A 20,361-nucleotide genomic window follows, 5' to 3' on the forward strand; every position below is an offset into this window, starting at 1 on the left:
CCTGTAAAGGGTCACACGGCGGGCACTGCGGGTTTGGCGGGCACAACGTAAGAGTTCACACGGCGGGCCACGGCGGGCCACGGCGATCACGGCGGGGAGAAGAATGCCGCAGATGAGGGCTGCTGGCAGGCACGCCGGGCACTTGCGCCGTCTTTGCCCCGGGGCGGAGACGGCGCATCCTCGCCAGGGCCCGAATTCGGGGACCGGATGATTTTGTCTTCCCGCCGTGGTCGCCGTGTGAACTCTTACGTTGTGCCGCGTCCGAAGGCGGCCAGTTCAGGAAACTGCGTACGAACGAAGCGGCGCACCTCTTCGCCGCGTACGGCCCCGCTTTGGACCAGCGTTTCGCAGGCGGCACGGCACCTTTCCACGTGGAGCGTGCGCACGATGGCCTTCGTCCGGGCGACTACCCGGGGGCCGACGCTCAGGGAGAGCAAACCGCACCCCAGCAGAAGCGGAATCGCCTCAGGGTCACCCGCCAGTTCGCCGCAGATCGACAAGGACCGCGACGCCGCGCGGGTGTCGCCCGTTGTCATGCGAATGGTTTTCAGAACGGCGGAATGCAGTCCGTCCTGAAATGCGCCCAGGCCCGGGTGCCCGCGTTCAGCGCAGAGAAGGTATTGAACCAGGTCGTTGGTTCCCAGACTGAAGAAATCCGCTGCCGCGGCCAGCGAACCGATGCTGAGCGCCGCGGCCGGGGTCTCGACCATGGCGCCGACGGACAAGGGCCATTTGTGAGCAACGCCGCGTTCGCGCAAGCCATGGTGCTCCTCGACCAGCGTGCGTTGTGTATCCAGCAGGTCCACCGCGTCAGCCACCATGGGAACCATCACGCTCAGGTTGCGATTATTCGCCAGGCGCAGGAGCGCCCGCAGGTGGGCACGGAGGAATTCCGGGTGCCGCAGGAGAAGCCGAATCCCGCGAATGCCCAGGAACGGATTTGCTTCGGCGCCGACGCCAAGAAACGGAACGGATTTATCGGCGCCGGCATCAAGCAACCGAATCACGACGGGCCGATCATCCCAGGGCTCAAGGAGTTGATGCAGCAACGCAAACTGCGCCGATTCGTCCGGCGATGTCCTGAACTGCTGAAACAGGAACTCTACGCGCAACAGGCCGATTCCGTCTGCGCCTTCGGCCACGGCGGATTGGACCTCTTGAGCGGAGTTGACGTTGGCCAGAACGCGGATCATAGCACCGTCGACGGTAACGGCAGGGCCGGGTGGCTGTGCCCGCCATTGGGCTTGAGCTTTTTCAGCCGACTCGCGGCGCTCACGCACGTAGGCGACAGTGGCGGGATCCGGATCCGTCCAGATCTGGGTGGCCCCCGCGTCGAAGGCGACCTGGCGGGCTTGCCGGAGTTGCGGGGCGGCATCGCGGGCCCCGCCAAGGCAGGGAATCCCGGCGGCCCGAGCCAGGATGGATCCGTGCGAGAAAGGACCGCCGCCCAGTTGCAACACGCCCTGGAGCCATGACGAACGAACCTGGTCGAGCAGGGAAGGGGAGAGTTCCTCGCACACGAGCACGAACGGTTCGTCCGGCAACTGGCGGGCGGCGGGTCCGGCGGAAGCGCCGGGCAAATGCCTGAGTACGAGCCAGCCCAGTTCACGAAAGTCGGCGGCGCGCTCACGGAAGTACGAATCGTCGGCCTGTTCCTGCAGGGAGGCCTGCTCGGCCATGGTCTCGACCCAGGCGCGTGCGGCTGACCTGCGTTGCTCGCGGACGCGAGCCTCAGCCTGGTCCCTGAGATACGGATCACCCACGATCAACACCTGCGCTTCGACCATGGGGCGTTGCTGTTTGCCGAAGGAACTATCATCCCCCATGCGCAGCTTGTCTTTCAGCGCTCGAACGGCCGCCGCCAATCCGCGCGCGAGTTTATCGAGCTCTGCAGGGATCCCGGGCGGCGAGACGGGTTCATCAGCGACCTCGGCCAGTGGTGCGAGGTTATCCTGATCAATCCAGAACGGCCGGCCGATTGCGACCCCGATCGAACTGGTGAACAACAAGCCCCTGCCGGACTGCGCATCGGGCGCCGCCGGACCTCCAGGTTCGGTGCCGGAGGCTTCCTCCCCGAATCGTTGAGCCGCGAGTGAGCGAATCCGCCGGCCTGCCTCCTCCGCCTGCAGCCCTGCCAATTGAAAGCGGGCACGGTCACCGTACGAAAGTTGCAGGCGGGCGATTTCCACGAGGCTGCGCGCCTCGACCGGCCCGCGCTTTTTGGTCAGATTTTCCACACGGACCTGAGCATCGAGTCCGGCCAGGACGCCGAGGAGAGCTGCGACCGGCCGCAAGTGCAGTCCATGGGCGTTCTCGATCCTTAGTTCAATCTCTTCCTCGGGCAGTTGCGCGGGCGACCTGGAAGGATCGGGTTGCGGACCCAGGTCCCGCGCTTCGGCATCGCCCAATTGTTCCTGCTTGGGCGTGAGGCTTGCTGCGGCGGCGGCGACCACCTGTGCAAGGGGGGATCCGATGCGAATCTGTACTGCCGCAGCAATTGCCCCTTCAACCAAAGGAGCTGAGCATAAGCGGACGCGGGGCCGTTGGGTTTCATCCAGCAGATCCAGGGCGGTCTGCGCGCTCAGGACCGCACTGCCCATATCCATCAGGACGGCGGCCCCGGCATCGGATAGCACCGCCTGGATCGCCTCGAGAATGTCCAGTGCGTCCGTGCCAAGTTCCCGGTGGTCCTCGCCGGTTCCCCCCGCGGCCGCCACCGGCAATTCCGGTCCGGTGGCTTGCCTGGCGAGTTCCGCTGCCGCGACGGCGAGCTTACGGCTGTGTGAAACCAGGATCAGGCCGACCATCGATGATCCCATCTCGAACGCGGTCCGGACGGATCCCGGTTATGGCTTCGGCGTCTGCAGGGCGAACGTTTCCGCCAACGCCGTGAAAAGGTACGCGGCGGACGTTGCGCCCGGGTCCTGGTGCCCCCGGCTGCGTTCTCCCAGGTAACTCGCGCGCCCCTTGCGGGCCAGCAACGGGATCGTCGCTTTTGCGCACTCCTGGGCCTGCGCCGCCACCTCGGCCAGGGCTGACGGGGTAAGCTCGCCGGCCTCCGCCGCTTTTCGCAACGCCGCGACCGCCGGTTCAAGCACGTCAACCATCGTTTTGTCCCCGGCGGCGGCTTTGCCGCGCTGAATCACGCCGGCTACGCCCTTTTCCAACCCGGCGGCAAACTCCTGCGGACTGAGGGTTGGACGCCCGGCCAGTCCGGCGCCGGCCTGCAAAAAGAAGGTGCCGTACAACGGCCCGCTCGCACCGCCGACGGTGCTGATCAAGGTCATGGCGGTTACCTTGAATACTTCGCCCGGATCCTTGCCTTCCAATCCCGGGAGTTTCGCTAGGACGGCCTGAAATCCGCGGTGCATGTTGGCCCCGTGGTCGGCGTCGCCGATGGCGGAATCCAGGGCGGTGAGGTGATCCTTGTTTTCCGCCAGGATCCCGGCGTAACGCTCGAGCCAGCGAAGCGCGGTAGCGGTGGTGATCCCGTTCGCCATAACTAACTCCGGCGCACCCTGGTTCCCGGCCTAGAGGCCCCAGCGCAGGGCCGGCGTGCAGACCGGGGCATCCCAAAAATGCTTAAGCTCATCATCGAGTCGGAGAAGGGTCATCGAGGCTCCCGCCATTTCCAGGCTGGTGATGTAAGGCCCAACCAAGGAGCGCGCCACGCTGATGCCCCGGTTCCGCAGGATCTCTTGCGCCTTTCGATAGAGAATAAACAGTTCCAACAGGGGCGTCCCACCCATGCCGTTCACGAAGAGCAGCACTTCATCCTGCGATCCGGGCGCGAGGTCATCCAGGAGCGGCTGCAAAAGCATTTCGGTGACCTCGTCAGCCGGCCGTATCTTCATCCGCTCACGACCCGGTTCGCCGTGGATCCCGATGCCCATTTCCATCTCATCCTCGGCCAGTTCGAACGTCGGCTTACCGGCGTGCGGGACGGTGCATGACGTCAGGGCCATACCCATGCTTCGTCCAGCCGCGTTCACCTTGCCGCAAAGGGCGGCCACTTGCTCAAGGGACCGGCCTTCCTCGGCAGCTGCGCCGCAGATTTTTTCGGCGAGCACGGTGGCCCCGACCCCGCGCCGTCCCGCGGTGTAAAGGCTATCCTTAACGGCGACGTCATCGTTGATCACCACCGCTTCGACCGCGATGCCTTGATCCCGGGCAAGGTCCGCGGCCATCTCAAAATTCATCACGTCACCGGTGTAGTTCTTCACGATGTGAAGCACACCCTTCCCGCCATCCACCGCTTCGGTGGCGGCAAGCATCTGGTCCGGCGTCGGGCTGGTAAACACCGCCCCCGGACAGGCGGCGTCCAGCATGCCCCGGCCCACGAACCCGCCGTGGAGCGGTTCATGGCCGCTTCCGCCACCGGAGATCACGGCAACCTTACCTTTTACGGGTGCATCCGTTCGCTTCAGGAAGTTAGGACCGAAGTGCGCCGTCAGGATGCCATCATAAGCGGCCGCCAAGCCGGCCATAGCTTCTTCGACAACGTCTTCAACAGAGTTAATGAGCTTTTTCACGGGGGAGGGGACGTCGGTCGCGTCCACTATACCCGGCGGCGGCCGAGCGTCGAGTGTCGAGTTCGGAGTTCGGTCACACGGCGGGCACAGCGGGTTGGGCGGGCACGACGTAAGAGTTCACACGGTCACGCCACGGGCACGACGTAAGAGTTCACACGGCGAACACGGCGGGCCACGGCGACCACGGCGGGAGGAGGAACGAGTTCGGAGTTCGGAGTTCGGAGCGGCAGCACGGGGGCCGGTTGCCGGTGTCAAGCCCAGGGTTTCTGGATCCTTTTCTGCGTTCTTCTGCGGATGATTCCGTTTTCCCGCCGGGTGAGCCTGACCCTTCAGGGAGATCGGACCCGTTGATACGACGCCTCCGAACCCCGAACCCCGAGCCCCGAACTCCGAAGTCGTTCCTCTTCCCGCCGTGGTCGCCGTGGCCCGCCGTGTTCGCCGTGTGAACTCTTACGTGGTGCCCGTGGCGTGACCGTGTGAACTCTTACGTCGTGCCCGCCCAACCCGCCGCGCCCGCCGTGTGACCGAGCTTTCGCTTTACCTCATGATCGTGACCGGGGTGCCGATGTCGACGTTGCTGAAAAAGATCTCGGCCATCTTGCCCGGCATTCGAATGCATCCGTGGGATGCGGGATAGCCCGGCAGATAACCTTCATGCATGCCCACGCCGCCGGTGATGCGCATGAAAAACGGCATTGGCGCACCTTTGAAGAGTGCCCCGGGCGGCTTCGGATCCTTGCCTATGGAGACGTCTTTTTGGATGACGTTGCCGGCCACGTCCACATAGTCCCCGTAGAGGTTGGACGCGTGGTCCCGATCTTTCTGCATGATCTTATAGCTGCCCGGCGGCGTGTTATATCCTTCACGCCCGGCAGAAACCTGCGACACGCCGACGAGTTGGTCCCCCTTGTAAAAATAGGCCCGTTGCTCGTTCAGATAAATAACCACGGAGGCAGGACCTTGAACACCGTCCCCGTCCCAATAAGAAATCGGATCGTACCCGTCCGCGGGGCCCTGCGCGGTGGCCAGGGAGCCGGTCGTCGGCAAATACGACGTGTTCGGGTTCGCGATTCGCGCCTTTTCGTTGTTTCCGCAGGCGGACAGCACGAGCGCGGCCGCGACCAACGCGATACGACGGAAGTACATCATAGGCTTAAAGCAGGAGCGCTGACATAGACAACTTATTCAGGAAGGTCAAGCCGCTGTTTATGATTTGAAAACCGTGAAAACGGGGGCCGCGTTGTCCCAAAGGGCTTTTGCTGCTATATTCCGGGTTCATCTATGCCGACCTACGAGTACCGTTGCGAGAAGTGCGGGCAGAATTTTGAGGCGTTTCAATCGATGAAAGACCCTGCCTACAAGGTTTGCCCGAAAGAGCTCTGCCGCCAGCCGGAGTGGGAGCAGGGTCCGGTGAAGCGCCTGCTCGGGACCGGCGCCGGCCTGATTTTTAAAGGCTCAGGTTTTTACATCACGGATTACCGGAGCCCAAGCTACAAAGAAGCGGCCAAGAAAGAGTCGGGTTCGAGCGCGGGCAGCGGCGGGAATGGCGGTAGTACCGGTGGCGGGAGCAACAGCGGAAGCAAACCCGGTGGTTCCACGGGTACCGCCGGCGGCGGCACACCGGCCAAGAGCTGAGTGGTGTCGAGGGTTGTCGCAGCTTGACGGCGATGATATCTATTCACCTTCATGCCGGCCGCATCATTTCTGTCGTATGTTTCGATTAACCCGGCGCGAACAGGTTCTCATCCTGGGGTTGTGCCTTGCCCTTTTTGTGGGCGCAATCGTTCAGCACTTTCGTGCGGCGGGCAAGGTGCCGGCGCAGGTTGAAAGCAAGTAAAATCATCCATGCAGAAGTCCTTCAACGAGATTGTCGATCAGATCGTCGAACATAACCCTCGGTACGACCGGGAAGCGTATCGGTTCGTCAAGGAGGCCCTCGAGTTTACCATCAAGCAGCGCAAGCGGGCCCTGGCGGAGACCAGCCACCACGTTAATGCTGCCGAGCTTCTCGACGGTTTTCGCCAGTTTGCCCTGAAGGAATTCGGGCCGATGACGTCGACGGTGCTGGATTACTGGGGAATCCGAGCCTCGGAGGATGTGGGTCAAATTGTCTTCAACCTCATCGAAGCCGGTGTCTTCGGTAAGACGGAATCCGATTCGCTGGAGGATTTCCGGGGCGGGCTCGATTTTCAGGTTGCGTTTGTGCAACCCTTCGAGCCGGTGCGAACCTCGTCGAAGGGGAAATCTTAGGGGCGCTGGATCGATGGAGTTTACGGAACTGCGGACGACGCAGCACGAACTTGCGAACGGCACGACGATCCTGGCGGTTGAGCGGCCCGGTACCGAGGCAACCAGTATCCAGGTATGGTGCGAGACCGGCAGCATCAATGAGGGTGCGTGGGCCGGGTCCGGCCTGACGCACCTCCTCGAACACATGTTATTCAAAGGGACGGCGCAGCGCAGCGCAGTCCGGATTGCCGAAGAGATCCACCGGCATGGCGGTTATCTGAACGCCTACACGTCCTTCGATCGGACGGTATACTGGGTTGATTGTCCCCGGTCTGCGCTGGGGCCGTCCTTGGAAGTTTTAGCCGACATGACCTTCCGGTCGTCGATCGAACCCGCCGAGCTGGAGCGCGAAATGGACGTTATCCGGCGCGAGTTTGAGATGGGGTATGACGACCCGGACCGGCTGCTGAGCCAATTGACGTTTGCAACGGCATACCAGGCCCATCCCTGCCGGTTCCCCGTCATCGGTCTGCGGGAGATATTCGATCGCCTGAACCATGCCGCGGTAATGGACTATTACCGCCGCCGCTACGTCCCGAACAATGTGTTCGTGGTTGTTGCCGGCGACTTTGCCCCGGAGGCCGTCCGGGATGAAGTGGAACGGGCATTTAGTTTCGCCCAGCCGGCGCCCCTCGAGGCCGCCGTCTTGCCGGAAGAACCGCGCCAGCAGGGGCGCCGATCCAGGAGCCGGGTGTTCGATGCCGAGCTTGGCTACTTCAACCTGGCGTTCCATATCCCGCCGCTGTTCAGCCCGGATACGCCCGCGCTGGACATCACTTCCGTGATCTTGGGCGGGGGTGTCAGCTCGGTCCTTTACAAATCGCTACGGCAGGAGCGGGGTCTCGTGTACGGAATCAACGCATTCAGCTATACGCCGGCGTTTCCGGGGCTCTTGACGATTTCCGGAACGTGTGCGGAGAAGGGGCTTGACTCGGTTGAACACGAGGTGATGTCAGCGCTGCGGCAATGGCGGCGCCACGCCCTGGAACAAGCGCAGCTGGAGAAGGCCAAGCGCGTGATCTGGGTCACCGCGATCGAGCAGTTGCAGACGGTCAAAGGCATAGCCACCGACGCCGGCCTGAACTGGCTGTATACCCGCAACGTCAACTACAGCCATCGGTACCTGGAAAAAGTTTGGGAAGTGACCCGGGAACAAGTCGCGGATGTCTGCGACCGATTCCTGGTAGAGGATAACCTCTCCTTCACCAGCCTGCAGCCCCACCTTGCCCCGAAGGCGCGCCCGGTCCGGCGACCACTCCCGGCGGAGCCGGAGATCGTAACTTTGGCGCCTCATGGGGAGGTGCTGCTGATTCCGGACGCTCGTTTGCCTCTCCTGCATGCGTCCGCGATTTTTCGTGGCGGGGTGCTGGCGGAAGGTCCCGGGCAGGGCGGTTTGGCGCGACTGCACTCGCAGTGCGCGGTAAAGGCGACCCGGCGCCGGAATCCGGCGGTATTAGCCGAACAAATCGAAAGCCTCGGCGGCTCACTTTTCGGAGATTCCGGCTACAACTCGGTGCGACTCACGATCAACACGCTGGCGGCGGACAGCGACCGGTTGCTCGACATTTTCGCGGACGTGCTCGCGGAACCTGTTTTCCCGCCGGGAGTACTGGAACGGGAGCGTGAAAGCCAGCTCGCCGCGATCCGGGCCGACGACGCGCAACCGTACATGGTCGCCCGCCGCATTTTGCGCCGTGCCGTTTACCGGGATCATCCCTATGCGCACAACGTGTTGGGCACGGTCGATTCCGTGGGGCGGCTGACGCAAGGCGATCTGCACGCGATGAACGAGCGCACCGTGCTTGGGGGGTCCGGGCTGCTTGCCTTCAGCGGCCAGTTTGACCGGAACCGCCTGCTGGATCAGCTCACCGCCCGGTTGCCCGCCATGCCCCGGGAGAGGACGGGGGTCGCTGCAGACGTACCGCCCGCGCAGCCGCTTGAGGACGAGCGAATCACGCACCGGGACCAGCGTAACCAGGCCATCACGATGATCGGATTTCTGGCGTGCTCACTTTACGACCCCGACCGCGTCGCCTTCGAGCTGCTGGATGAAGCCACCGGTGACTCGAGCTCCCGATTTTTCATCCGGATTCGGGAGGAGCTGGGGCTCGCATATTCAGTGGGGACGTCCCTGTCGCTGGGGCTTGCGCCGGGCTTGTTTACCGTTTATGCCGCGACGAGCCCGAACGCCGTCGAACGCGTTGCGGAGCTCTGCCACGAACAGGTGAAACTGATCGCGGAGCACGGGCTCAGCGAGCGCGAGTTTGAGCGGGCGAAGGCCCGGTTGCAGGCTCAGTATGCCTTCCAAAAACAAAACCTGGACGGATACGCGCACGCGACGGCGTTGAATGTTCTGTACGGGCTCGGTCCGCGTTACCAGGAAGCCCGCCAGGAGGCCATCGGCGCGCTGACGCTGGAGAGCGTCCAGGCAATCTGCCGTAAATATTTAATGGATAAACCATCGGTAACAGTCATTGTTAAACCTTAACCCTATTCGATCAGTATGGCAGAATACCAGCACACGGTCACGTCCGCAGGCGAGATGACCCAGCGATTCATCGAATTTGTTCTGATGCACGCTCAGAACGCCGCATTTATGCTCGGCCAGATCCCGCATCCGCAAACGGGTAAGCCCGAGGTCAACCTGGATATGGCGCAGTTATTGATCGACCAGCTCGTCATGCTCCAGGATAAGACGAGCGGAAACCTGAATTCAGACGAAGCCCGCATCCTTAACGGCACGATCGCCAACCTGCAGATCGCCTTTGTGGAGGCTGTGCGGAAACGGGAAGGGCGTGGTGAACCGCCGGCCGCGACGTCGTCCGCCCCCGAGGCGGCGGCCGGACCGGGCCAGGTCTCGCGTCCGGAGGCCATCGCCGAGCAGCAGCCGCCGCCGGATGCGGATCCTGGCAAGGTGGAGCCGGCGCCGGCGACGGAGTCACGCAAGAAGTTCGTCAAGAGCTATGGCTCATGACGGCGGCCGTGGTGTAATCACTTCGCGGCGAAGGTCTTCGGGAGGTCTCGACGCCGGTGTAAGACAGGTTGCCGCGGCCGGGCCTTCCGCTCAACCGGGGCGCATCCCAGCGAGTTTGCCGCATGTCGAGAACCTGCGTTGTAGGTGACGTCGAGTTTGGGGGCAGCGCGCTCGCTTTTGTGCTCGGGCCTTGCGTCATGGAGTCGGAGGGGTTTGTCCGCAACCTTGCCGGTGACCTTGATAAGGCATGCCGGAAGCTCAGGGTGCCCTTCATCTTCAAAGCTTCCTACGACAAGGCAAACCGCAGCTCCGTCCGGTCTTTTCGCGGTCTCGGGCTGGAAGCCGGCTGCGAGCTGCTCGCTGAGGTGAGGGAAACTACGGGCCGGCCGGTAACGACGGACGTACACTCGGCGGAAGAAGCAAAGGTGGCCGGCCGCTACGTTGACCTGCTGCAGATCCCCGCTTTTCTGTGCCGCCAGACGGATCTCTTGCAAGCGGCCGCCGAAACGGGGCGCCCGGTTAACGTGAAGAAGGGGCAGTTTCTGGCGCCCTGGGACGTGAAAAACATCGCCGAGAAACTCGAAACGTTCGGCTGCCGGCAGTACGTCTTCACGGAACGCGGGGCCAGTTTTGGTTATCAGAATCTCGTGGCGGACATGCGTTCGCTTTACTGGATACGCGAGCAGGGTTACCCGGTAATCTTCGACGCCACCCATTCCGTTCAGCGTCCCGGCGCCGGTGGCGATCGGAGCGGAGGCGACGGCGTGCTCGCCCCGGTCCTCGCACGGGCAGCCGTTGCAGCCGGGTGCGACGGGGTGTTTATTGAGACGCACTACGATCCGGGTGCCGCGCTCTCGGACGGACCTAACCAGATCCGCTTCCAGGAGTTGCCGCACCTCCTTCGCAGGCTCACCGAAATTCATGAAATCGTACGTTAGGACGTGCGCGACATTGGGCGTAACCGGGACGCTGGTCGCTGCGTCGTTCGCTCAGGACGCAGCGTCGGGGCGCAGGTTGGATATCCCCGTACCGGTGGGACACGAGGTTAAGGGGTTGCACCTGCCTGTACGGAACAACGAAGGTAAAATGGACATTCTGTTCGACATTGAAACCGCAACGCGGCTTGACGTCCAGAATGTGCAGATGCAGACCGCGTCGATCCAAACCTACAACCAGCAAACTTCGCTACCGGAGGTGAAGATTGACCTCAGGAATTCGACCATGAATCTGCAGAACAACGTGATCCGGAGTAACGAGCCGGTCGTGATCACGAGGAGCGATTTCAAGCTCACCGGGAATGGCCTGGAGTTCAATTCCAAGACGCGCCAGGGTCGCGTCACCGGCAACATCCATATGCTCATCTACAACCGGAATGAGCTCGACCAGAAACAGGAGAAACGCGATCCGGCGGCTCAGGCACCCTGATGAAGTACTGGTTTTGCATTTTGACGGTGGGTTGTTGGGTAATGGCTGTAACGGGTCGCGCGCAGGACCGGCGCCCCGCAAAGGCGGCGCCCAAGGCGGCCGCGGTGGCCGCCGCCAGCCCGAAAAAGAACGACCGGAACGGCAACGACCTGTTCGGCGACAGCCAGCAGGAGGCGAAGGGACCGACCGAGATCACGGCGAAAGAGGAGGCGCAATTCGACTCGCAATCACGGAGCGCGGTTTTCGTCGGCAACGTCAAGGTGATCGATCCGTCCTTCACGATGACCTCCGACAAGCTCACGGTGCATTTGAATCGTGAACAGGACGGTGGCGGGTTGCAAAGTGCGGAAGCCGAGGGTCACGTGATGATCGTTCATATGAACCAGCCCAAGCCACCGCCTGCGGGTGCGCCGGCCGGGCAGACTCCGGCCGCCGCGGCCGCCGCGGCCGGGGCCCAGCCGGGGGCGCCGCCGGGACAACCGGCGCAGCCGGTGCGTTCCACCGGCCAGTCTGAACGCGCGATTTACGAGCCCAAGGACGGTTCGGTCACCCTGCTCGGATGGCCGCAGGTAACCCAGGGGCTTAATACCCACATTGCGATCGAGCCGAACGTAAAAATGGTGCTGTACCGCGACGGCCGGATGAAAACGTACGGAAGCACCCGAACCCTCATTCAAGAGAAAACGGAGCCGAACAAGTCCCAGACGAATGCCGCCCAGTAACTTAACCGCACCTTTTCCTGACGTGGAAACCGTTCAGGAGACCGGTAACCGAGTCCTGCAGACCGAGAAACTGGTAAAAATCTACGGGGGCCGTGCCGTCGTCAACGGCATCGACATCCACGTAAACGAGGGGGAGGTGGTCGGGTTGCTCGGCCCGAACGGGGCCGGTAAAACGACCACGTTTTACCTTATCGTCGGGTTGGTACGGCCCAACGGGGGCAGGGTGCTCTTTCGGGAGCGTGACGTAACCAAGCTCCCCATGCATCGCCGGGCCAAGCTGGGCATGGGCTACCTGCCCCAGGAAGAATCGATCTTTCGGAAACTGACGGTCGAGGAGAATATCCTCGCCATCCTCGAAACGCTGCCCATCTCCCGCAAAGCGCGGCGGCTGAGGTGCGAGGAATTGCTGCGGCAGTTCGGCATCGAAAATCTGGCCCGAAATCAGGCCCTTACCCTGAGCGGCGGTGAAAAGCGCAGGCTGACGATCGCCCGCTCGCTGGTGACCAATCCGCGGTTGATGATGCTGGACGAACCCTTCAGCGGCGTCGATCCCATCGCCGTGGCGGAAATTCAGCAGCACATTTCCAATCTGAAGAAGTCCGGCCTGGCCATCCTGATCACTGATCACAACGTCCGGGAGACTTTAGAGATTGTCGACCGGGCATATTTGATCTATGACGGAAGAGTAGAGAGCCACGGCACGCGGGAGTTCCTGATTAACGACCCCGTAAGCCGCCACCTCTACCTGGGAGAACGTTTCAGAATGTGAGGGGTCACCTGACCAGAATCATGACCTCAGTTGAGCCGATCGGTTCTCATGCTGTCGGGCTCAGCGGCCCCCTTCACCTCCCAGCCATCGCAAACGCCACTCCCGTGACCTCTTGTGCACCGGGAGCTGGTCCTCTTAATCATCACATGGAGACCTCGTATGCAGATTAGAAATGCGAATCCACCTATCCAGGTAACTGGCCGGCATGTCAGCGTCACCGAGGCAATGAAAGAGTATTGCCGTCGGAAAGTGGCCACATTGCACCTCGATTATCCGAAAATCATCGAAGTGCAGGTGATCCTAGACGTCCAGAAGTATCGACACTTGGCGGAGGTGATTCTGCATTGCAGCAACCATATTACCATCGAGGCAAGTGCGGTTAGTTCCGACATGTATGCGTCAATCGATCAGGTGGTTGATCGGATCGGGCGGCAGATGCGCAAGTACAAAACGCGTCTGATGCAAAATCACCGGCCGCGCAAGCAGGCGGTCAGGCATTTGGAGGAACAAATTTTGCGCTGGCAATGGACGGAGCCGAAAGCAACGGTCGAAGCGGTCCTGGCGGATGAACCGGCGCCCCTGCCTGCGGCCGGGCAGGACGGTGCTGGCGGGCCGGAGGTGATCCATACGGAGAAGTACCCGGTGAAGCCGATGTTCGTCGACGAAGCCGTCCTCCAGATGGAAATGTCGACCAAGCAGTTTTTGGTGTTCCTGAACGCGAAATCCGATAAGGTCAATGTCCTCTACCGACGAAAGAGCGGCGATTTTGGCCTAATCGAGCCGACTTTCGACCGGTGATTTCTCCGCTGACCGGCTGGCTACCGTCGTTCCAGCGATTCATCCGCGGCGCCCGGTTCACGTGCCGGGCGCCGCAGACATTCCGGCCATTCGGTCCGGACGGCGGAATCCGCCCATCATGCCCCGCCGGGAGACGGGTAAGGCAATGATCGGTCGTTGGGCCGGCCCGGAACCGGGTCATCGCTTGGTGATGTCCCCATGCCGGGGCGGGGGGAAAGGTCATGCGGCGGGTTAAAGTGCCGGTAGTTGAGGTCGGCGAGTTTTACGCCCGGCACGCCGAAGCGCTGCACCTGAAACTGGTGGGCCCGGCGCTGGGGTTTGACCGAAAAATCCGCGAGCCCACCATCAACCGGCCGGGGTTGGCGCTTTCCGGATTTTTCATCTACTTTGCAGGAAAGCGGATCCAGGTTCTTGGCAATGCCGAGGTAAGTTACTTGAAAAGCCTTGATGTGGACGAACAGGCGAACCGTTGCGTGCAGCTCTGCAACCAGCACATTCCCTGCATGGTGGTTTCACGGAGCCTGCCGGTCCCCAAGGCCCTGAGCGATGCGGCCGGCCAGTCCGAGGTCTCCATCTTCCGCACGCCCATGGTGACCATGCGATTCATCAACGCCGCCACGATCGCTCTGGAAATGGAGTTTGCGCCGACCGTGACCGAGCACGGCAGCATGGTCGACATCATGGGGGTGGGCACCCTGGTCCGCGGATCGAGCGGCATCGGCAAGAGCGAATGCGTCCTCGGCCTGATCGAACGGGGCTACAGCCTCGTAAGCGACGACGTCACCCGGTTCCGGGGTTTCGAAGGACGCGAATTGGTCGGCACAGCCCCTGACCTGACGCGGTATCACATGGAGGTACGCGGGCTGGGAATCATCAACGTGGCGTCGATCTTTGGCGTCGGGAGCATCCGCCTGGAGAAACGCCTTGACCTGATCGTAACACTTCGTGACTGGCAAGAGCTTGAGGAGGTGGATAGAATTGGACTCGAGCAGGAGCACTATGAAATCCTGGGGATAAAAATACCCCACATCACCATCCCGGTCCGTACCGGGCGCGATATGGCGCGCTTGGTGGAAGTGGCCGCTCTGGATCAAAAGTTGAAGAGTTTAGGACAAAATAGTGCGATAGAATTCAACCAGCGGCTTTTAAGCTTTATGCAAAAAAACAAGGAGACGTAATGGGGCTACTGAGTCGTCGACCTGCTTCCGGAAAGATCCAAAAAGAAGTGACTATCTTGAACAAGCTTGGTTTGCACGCGCGCCCGGCCGCCATGTTTGTGCGTGTGGCAAACAAGCACCGCGCCGAGATCTGGGTCGAAAAGGATGGCGAGCAGGTAAACGGCAAGAGCATCATGGGTCTGATGATGCTCGCCGCTGGTCAGGGAAGCCGTCTCCTCATTACCGCCGAAGGTGCGGATGCCCAAGGCGCCCTTCAGGAGTTACAGGATCTGGTTGAACGCCGCTTTGACGAGGAATAACGCAAATAACGCAGCCCCCGAACCAAGCCGGCGCTGCAGCCTGGAGCCGCTTCCGTGAACTGATCGGCTTCATGCGGGACAGGGCGCGGCAGCCGGCCATCCACGAAAATCCGCTCTCCCGGAGAATTTTGGGCAATGACGGCCCGGCGGCTCGAGTTTAAATCTTTTTTATCGAAACTTAACCGGATTACATTAGCCTGCCATCCGCAATGAGCGGCCAGGAAATCAGACTTGAGGGAATAGGGGTCGCCCCAGGCATCGCCCGCGGGATCGTTTTCATTCATCACCCGGACGATGAAGAGCCGCCAAAGCGCCGCATCGACGATTCTGAAATCCCGGGCGAGATCAGCCGGTTTGAAACGGCCCTGATCGCCACACGGGCCCAGATTCTCGAGATGCAACAGCGGATCGCTGAGGCGATCGGCGCCAAGGACGCCAGCATTTTCGACGCCCATCTGCTGGTCGTCGAAGACCGGACCCTGATCGATGAAGTGCTGCGCACGCTCGAGCGCGACCGGTTCAACATCGAATTCATTTTCGCGCAGGTGGCCAACCGCTACGCGCATACCTTGAGCCAGATCGATGACCCGTACCTGCGCGAACGGGCCTTTGACATCCACGACGTCACCCGCCGCGTAATTCGCAACCTTCTCGGACAGACCGGGCAGTCGCTTACTCACCTCGATTCGCCTCAGATCGTCGTCACGCACAACCTCACGCCGTCGGATACGGCCATGCTGAACCGCCAGATGGTGCTCGGGTTCGCCACGGACATCGGCAGCCGGACGTCCCACACCGCCATCATGGCGCGTTCCTTGAATATCCCTGCGGTGGTGGGCCTCAAGGACGCTTCGACGCGCCTGAATCCGGGCGACCACGTGCTCCTCGACGGCACGAACGGTTACCTGTTCGTGAACCCGACCGATCAAACCTTGTGGGAGTACGGCGAGGTGGAGGTGCGGCTGGAGCAGGTCGAAGAAGTCCTGACCGGGCTGCGGGACACCGAGAGCACCACGGCCGACGGCCGTCACGTCATCCTTTCAGCCAATATCGAGTTGCCTGAAGATGTGGAACTGGTAAAGAGCGCGGGTGCCGAAGGGATCGGGTTGTACCGCACCGAATTCTTTTTCCTCAACAAGAACGATTTGCCGGACGAGGAGGAACAGTACCGCGTCTACCGGCAGGTTGCGGAAGCCATTTATCCCCAAAGCGTCATCATCCGTACCCTGGACCTGGGCGGAGACAAGTTCCTGAGCCATGCGCACCTGCCGGCCGAGATCAATCCGTTTCTAGGCTGCCGGGCCATCAGGTTCTGTCTTGACCGCCCTGATGTTTTCAAGGCCCAACTTCGGGCGCTTCTCCGCGCGAGCGCGGTGGGCAACGTGCGGATGATGTACCCGATGATTTCAGGCCTGCCGGAGCTTCGCCAGGCAAACGAGGTTCTCGACGTCTGCCGCCAGGAACTCCGCGCCGAAGGGACGCCGTTCGATGAAAACCTTGAGGTCGGCATCATGATCGAGGTGCCCAGCGCCGCCCTGGCAGCCGACGCCCTCGCCAAAGAGGTCGACTTTTTCAGCATCGGCACCAACGACCTCATCCAGTACACCATCGCCGTCGACCGGGTCAACGAACGAATCGCCCACCTTTATGAACCGACGCACCCGGCCATCATCCGTTTGATCGAGCTCACGGTGCAGGCAGCCCACAACGGCGGGATCTGGGTCGGTGTCTGCGGCGAGATGGCGGGTGAAATCTCGCTGACCCCGCTTCTCCTCGGGCTCGGTGTCGACGAGTTGAGTGCCAGTCCCGGCTTGGTGCCCCGGGTGAAAAAAGCGGTCCAGACGCTCAGCACCAAGGAGTGCCTGCGCCTGGTTGAGGACATCCGGTCGCTGAACTCAGCTTCGGAAATCCTTAAATGCTGTGAGGATGTCGCCCGCCGCCATTACGCCGAACTCCTGAGCTAGGGGATTTGTGAGGGCCGGGGCGATGGGCGATGGGCGACGAGCGATGAATTGGCTTAGCTTGCGCGTCTGATCCATCCTGTCGTTTATGCGCATTTCTACCCCTGCTCGAGTCGGCCTGATCGGTTGCGGCAACATTTCACCTGCTTATTTGCAGGCGAGCAGCCGCTTCCCGCAGCTCGAGGTCGTGCTTTGTGCCGACGCCGTCTTCGAAGCCGCCAAAAAACGTGAAAACGAATACGGCGTCCGGGCGGTTTCCGTTGACGAGGTGTTTTCCGATCCTTCCGTGGAGATCGTCCTCAGCCTGACGCCGCCGCAGAATCATGCCCCGATCATTCGCCGTGCGCTGGAAGCGGGGAAGCACGCGTACACTGAAAAGCCGCTGGCGCTGTCGACCGAGGAAGCGAAGCCCTTGCTCGCTTTGGCCCGGGAGCGTTCGCTTCGAATCGGTTGCGCTCCCGACACGGTTCTCGGCGGTGGAATTCAGAGCGCACGCAAGGCGGTCGATGACGGGTTGATCGGACGCCAGATCGGCGGCACCGCCTTCATGTTTTATGGGGGGCCCGAAAGCTGGCATCCGAATCCGGCCTTCTTTTATCAGCAGGGCGCAGGTCCGCTCTTCGACATGGGTCCGTATTATCTGACCGCGCTCGTGACCTTGCTGGGACCCATCAGGCGCATCTTTGCTTCCGGCCAGATCACGCACCAGGAGAGAATCTTCGGGGCCGGCCCTCGCAAAGGTGAAACCTTCCCGGTCGAAGTGCCGACTTACATCGCGGCGCTGCTGCTCTTCGAATCCGGTTGCACCGTTCACCTTGGAATCAGTTTTGACGTGCCGCTCCATACCCATTCGCACATCGAACTGTATGGCACCGAAGGCACGCTGGTCGTCCCGGATCCGAACCGGTTTTCAGGAAATGTCCGGCTGGCGCGAACCGGCGCTTCCTGGAGCGACGTAGCGCACTCGCACGGCTTTGGAGATCGCGACTGGCGTGGTCTGGGCCTTGCCGAAATGGTTGAGGCGCTCCGCGCGGGTGTGCCGCACCGTGCATCGGCCGACATGGCTTACCATGTGCTTGAGGTCATGGAAGCCATCGCCGCCGTGGCGATCGGCGGCGGTGAAAAGGTCATTCACTCCCGTTGCGAGCGGCCGCGGGCGGTGAAGCCGCTGGAGCCGACTTACGACCTTAGTTAGGGCACGAACCTGCTTTTGGGGGGCGTTACGCCGGCGGCATATTTAGTTTAGAAAAGCAAACTTAGTTGACGTTAACTTCGGCAGGCCTACGTTGCGGAAGCGTTTGCCGGGCTGAACGTGCTGGATATACCCGCGTTGTGAACCCGTCCCGCGGCTTTGCCCGGCCAAATGCGCGCGAGTGAATGGCCAGCATACCTTATAGTACCCGCCAACCGGATAACGAAGCCCCTGCGAAAGTCTCGCTGCCGGAGGTGCACCGATCCATCCCGATCCCGGCGGCGGCCTCTTTTTGGACCCGGCTCTGGATGTTCCTCGGGCCGGGCTTCCTGATTGCCGTCGGTTACATGGACCCTGGCAACTGGGCGACTGACCTCGCGGCGGGAGCTCAGTTCGGTTACACGCTGCTGTTTGTCATCCTCATCGCAAGCGTGATGGCGATCCTGCTGCAATACCTCTGCATCAAGCTGGGCATCGTCACCGGCCAGGATCTCGCGCAGGCTTGCCGGACCGACTATCCGCGATGGCTTAGCCTGAGCCTTTGGATCCTCGCCGAAGTGGCCATCGCTGCCTGTGACCTGGCCGAGGTGCTTGGGGCGGCGATCGCCTTGCAACTGCTTTTTAAGCTGCCGCTCATCGTTGGATGCATCCTGACCGGGCTTGACGCGCTGCTCGTGCTGCTCCTCCAGGGCAAAGGGTTCCGGTACGTTGAAGCCATGGTTGTCGGCCTCATCGCCGTCATCGCCGGCGGCTTTGCCATCGAGCTCCTCTGGGCACACCCCTATTGGTTCGGCGTGGCGGCAGGTTTTCTGCCCAGCCCCGTGCTGGTAACCGATCCGAAGGCGCTCTTCATCTCGACCGGCATCCTGGGTGCCACGGTGATGCCTCACAACCTGTATCTGCATTCCGCGATCGTCCAAACCCGTGCGTTCGATCAGGCGGAACCGGCCAAACGCGAGGCGATCCGCTTCGCCTCCTATGATTCCGGATCGGCTTTACTGTTTGCGTTACTGGTGAACGCAGCCATTCTCATCGTCTCAGCCGCGGTTTTTCACGAGAGCGGGCACCAGGACGTTGCGGAAATCCAGGACGCCTACCGTCTCCTGAGTCCTCTGCTGGGAACCGGGGCGGCCAGTTTCGTCTTTGCCTTCGCCCTGCTCCTGTCCGGTCAGAACTCCACCTTGACGGGCACCCTGGCGGGCCAGGTTGTGATGGAAGGATTTATGCGATTCCGGATGCAGCCATGGCTGAGGCGGCTGTGCACCCGTCTGGCCGCAATCCTTCCGGCGGTGATCATCATCGGCATCTACGGGGAACGCGAGACCACGCAGCTTCTGGTTTGGAGCCAGGTGATCCTGAGCCTGCAGCTCAGCTTTGCCGTCTTGCCCCTGCTGCTGATGACCAACAGCCGCAGGAAGATGGGCAATTTCGCCAATCGGGGCATGATCAAGGCCCTTGCGTGGTTGACGGCGGTCGCGATCGTCGTTCTGAACGCAATATTGTTGTTCAACCAGTTTACAGGCAACGGGTGAAATGCCGGAAACGGTACAAGCGGAAAAATGCCACGAATGACGGATGCCATTCAGACGGTTATCTCGGTTCAATGCCGCCTTAGGGCGGGTGTCGGCGCGGGAGGAGGCTCCGTACTTAGTTGAACTGGTTTTAGGCCCAACGGGCCGGGAGAACATAGCCCAGGGTTTACCCTGGGTAACCGTCAAATCACGATCGAGCCCTCCTAAGGCGTCACGCCTGTACGCCCATCCTGACAAACACCCGCCCCGCCGGGTTGGATTTGCTGAAGGGGCGGCAGAACCCGCCGGCCACGCCTTCTGCCGCCTTTTCGGGGCTGGGTCGAGTGGAAGCGCCTTTCCAGGGTAAACCCCGGGGCTATGTTCTGCCGGCCCGTTGGGCCTAAGACAACATGTTACCTCGATGGTCATCGAAAGGGTATGATTGAGACTTAATCGATACGATCATGACCGTTTATACGGTTTAATGGGTGTAAATCCGGCAGGGCACCTGAAAAGGAGGACAAAACTTTACCTCGATGCTCATCGAGCCGGTATGAGTCATAATCGCGGCCTTGCCTGCCGCTATTCGGCTTACAGCGTCAGGTCAATGGCGCCCGTGACAGAAGCAGGAGACAGCGCCACCGCGATACCGTCGGTATTTCCTGATTCCCGACCCGCACGATTTCCAGAGGAAACCCCCGCGTTGGGTTC

18 protein-coding genes are annotated in these 20,361 nt (G+C 61.6%); 14 read left to right on the forward strand and 4 right to left on the reverse strand.

The window, feature by feature from the left end; translation table 11 throughout:
* Positions 1 to 245 precede the first annotated feature (245 nt).
* The 4 genes from ptsP (JO015_09800) to JO015_09815 form a co-directional block, all read right to left on the reverse strand.
* On the reverse strand, positions 246 to 2,807 hold the full coding sequence (gene ptsP, locus JO015_09800; GenBank protein MBV9999392.1) for a phosphoenolpyruvate--protein phosphotransferase: 2,562 nt from the start codon (positions 2,805 to 2,807) through the stop codon (positions 246 to 248).
* A 39-nt stretch (positions 2,808 to 2,846) separates the two neighbouring features.
* A complete protein-coding gene (gene dhaL, locus JO015_09805) occupies positions 2,847 to 3,500 on the reverse strand; it encodes a dihydroxyacetone kinase subunit L (protein MBV9999393.1) in 654 nt (217 codons plus the stop codon).
* A 30-nt stretch (positions 3,501 to 3,530) separates the two neighbouring features.
* Positions 3,531 to 4,532 (reverse strand): dihydroxyacetone kinase subunit DhaK, encoded by a 1,002-nt coding sequence (dhaK, locus tag JO015_09810; protein MBV9999394.1) that lies wholly within the window; start codon positions 4,530 to 4,532, stop codon positions 3,531 to 3,533.
* A 537-nt stretch (positions 4,533 to 5,069) separates the two neighbouring features.
* Positions 5,070 to 5,681, reverse strand: coding sequence for a L,D-transpeptidase family protein (locus JO015_09815; protein MBV9999395.1), 612 nt, complete (start codon positions 5,679 to 5,681; stop codon positions 5,070 to 5,072).
* A gap of 132 nt (positions 5,682 to 5,813) precedes the next feature.
* Between JO015_09815 and JO015_09820 the strand changes: the two genes are divergently transcribed.
* From JO015_09820 to JO015_09885, 14 genes are all read left to right on the forward strand, one after another.
* The gene (locus tag JO015_09820; GenBank protein ID MBV9999396.1) at positions 5,814 to 6,167 is read left to right on the forward strand and encodes a zinc ribbon domain-containing protein; all 354 of its coding nucleotides are present in this window, start codon (positions 5,814 to 5,816) and stop codon (positions 6,165 to 6,167) included.
* A gap of 210 nt (positions 6,168 to 6,377) precedes the next feature.
* Positions 6,378 to 6,782, forward strand: a complete 405-nt coding sequence (locus tag JO015_09825) for a hypothetical protein (GenBank protein MBV9999397.1) — start codon at positions 6,378 to 6,380, stop codon at positions 6,780 to 6,782.
* Between the two features lie 13 nt (positions 6,783 to 6,795).
* Entirely contained in the window at positions 6,796 to 9,309 is a 2,514-nt protein-coding gene (locus JO015_09830) for an insulinase family protein (GenBank protein MBV9999398.1), read from the forward strand.
* Between the two features lie 15 nt (positions 9,310 to 9,324).
* Positions 9,325 to 9,795: a DUF1844 domain-containing protein gene (locus JO015_09835; protein ID MBV9999399.1), complete on the forward strand. Its 471-nt coding sequence runs from the start codon at positions 9,325 to 9,327 to the stop codon at positions 9,793 to 9,795.
* Positions 9,796 to 9,917: 122 nt separating this feature from the next.
* Positions 9,918 to 10,733, forward strand: a complete 816-nt coding sequence (kdsA, locus tag JO015_09840) for a 3-deoxy-8-phosphooctulonate synthase (GenBank protein ID MBV9999400.1) — start codon at positions 9,918 to 9,920, stop codon at positions 10,731 to 10,733.
* Positions 10,717 to 11,220, forward strand: coding sequence for an LPS export ABC transporter periplasmic protein LptC (lptC, locus tag JO015_09845; protein ID MBV9999401.1), 504 nt, complete (start codon positions 10,717 to 10,719; stop codon positions 11,218 to 11,220). The genes kdsA and lptC overlap by 17 nt, the downstream gene beginning before the upstream one ends.
* Before the next feature lie 41 nt (positions 11,221 to 11,261).
* Positions 11,262 to 11,942 carry a hypothetical protein gene (locus JO015_09850; protein MBV9999402.1) on the forward strand — a complete coding sequence of 227 codons (681 nt, stop codon included), beginning with the start codon at positions 11,262 to 11,264 and terminating at the stop codon, positions 11,940 to 11,942.
* Positions 11,929 to 12,711 carry an LPS export ABC transporter ATP-binding protein gene (gene lptB, locus JO015_09855; GenBank protein ID MBV9999403.1) on the forward strand — a complete coding sequence of 261 codons (783 nt, stop codon included), beginning with the start codon at positions 11,929 to 11,931 and terminating at the stop codon, positions 12,709 to 12,711. The genes JO015_09850 and lptB overlap by 14 nt, the downstream gene beginning before the upstream one ends.
* A 159-nt stretch (positions 12,712 to 12,870) precedes the next feature.
* Entirely contained in the window at positions 12,871 to 13,509 is a 639-nt protein-coding gene (gene raiA, locus JO015_09860) for a ribosome-associated translation inhibitor RaiA (GenBank protein ID MBV9999404.1), read from the forward strand.
* A gap of 221 nt (positions 13,510 to 13,730) precedes the next feature.
* Entirely contained in the window at positions 13,731 to 14,687 is a 957-nt protein-coding gene (gene hprK / locus JO015_09865; GenBank protein MBV9999405.1) for an HPr(Ser) kinase/phosphatase, read from the forward strand.
* Positions 14,687 to 14,986, forward strand: coding sequence for an HPr family phosphocarrier protein (locus tag JO015_09870; GenBank protein MBV9999406.1), 300 nt, complete (start codon positions 14,687 to 14,689; stop codon positions 14,984 to 14,986). Before hprK ends, JO015_09870 begins: the two co-directional genes overlap by 1 nt.
* Before the next feature lie 209 nt (positions 14,987 to 15,195).
* Complete coding sequence (ptsP, locus tag JO015_09875; GenBank protein MBV9999407.1) at positions 15,196 to 16,950, forward strand: phosphoenolpyruvate--protein phosphotransferase; 1,755 nt, start codon at positions 15,196 to 15,198, stop codon at positions 16,948 to 16,950.
* Between the two features lie 85 nt (positions 16,951 to 17,035).
* Positions 17,036 to 18,142: a Gfo/Idh/MocA family oxidoreductase gene (locus tag JO015_09880; protein ID MBV9999408.1), complete on the forward strand. Its 1,107-nt coding sequence runs from the start codon at positions 17,036 to 17,038 to the stop codon at positions 18,140 to 18,142.
* A gap of 182 nt (positions 18,143 to 18,324) precedes the next feature.
* Positions 18,325 to 19,671, forward strand: coding sequence for an Nramp family divalent metal transporter (locus tag JO015_09885; GenBank protein MBV9999409.1), 1,347 nt, complete (start codon positions 18,325 to 18,327; stop codon positions 19,669 to 19,671).
* The last annotated feature ends 690 nt before the right edge of the window (positions 19,672 to 20,361 follow it).

The sequence above is a fragment of the Verrucomicrobiota bacterium genome, assembly GCA_019247695.1.
Taxonomy (GTDB): domain Bacteria; phylum Verrucomicrobiota; class Verrucomicrobiia; order Chthoniobacterales; family JAFAMB01; genus JAFBAP01.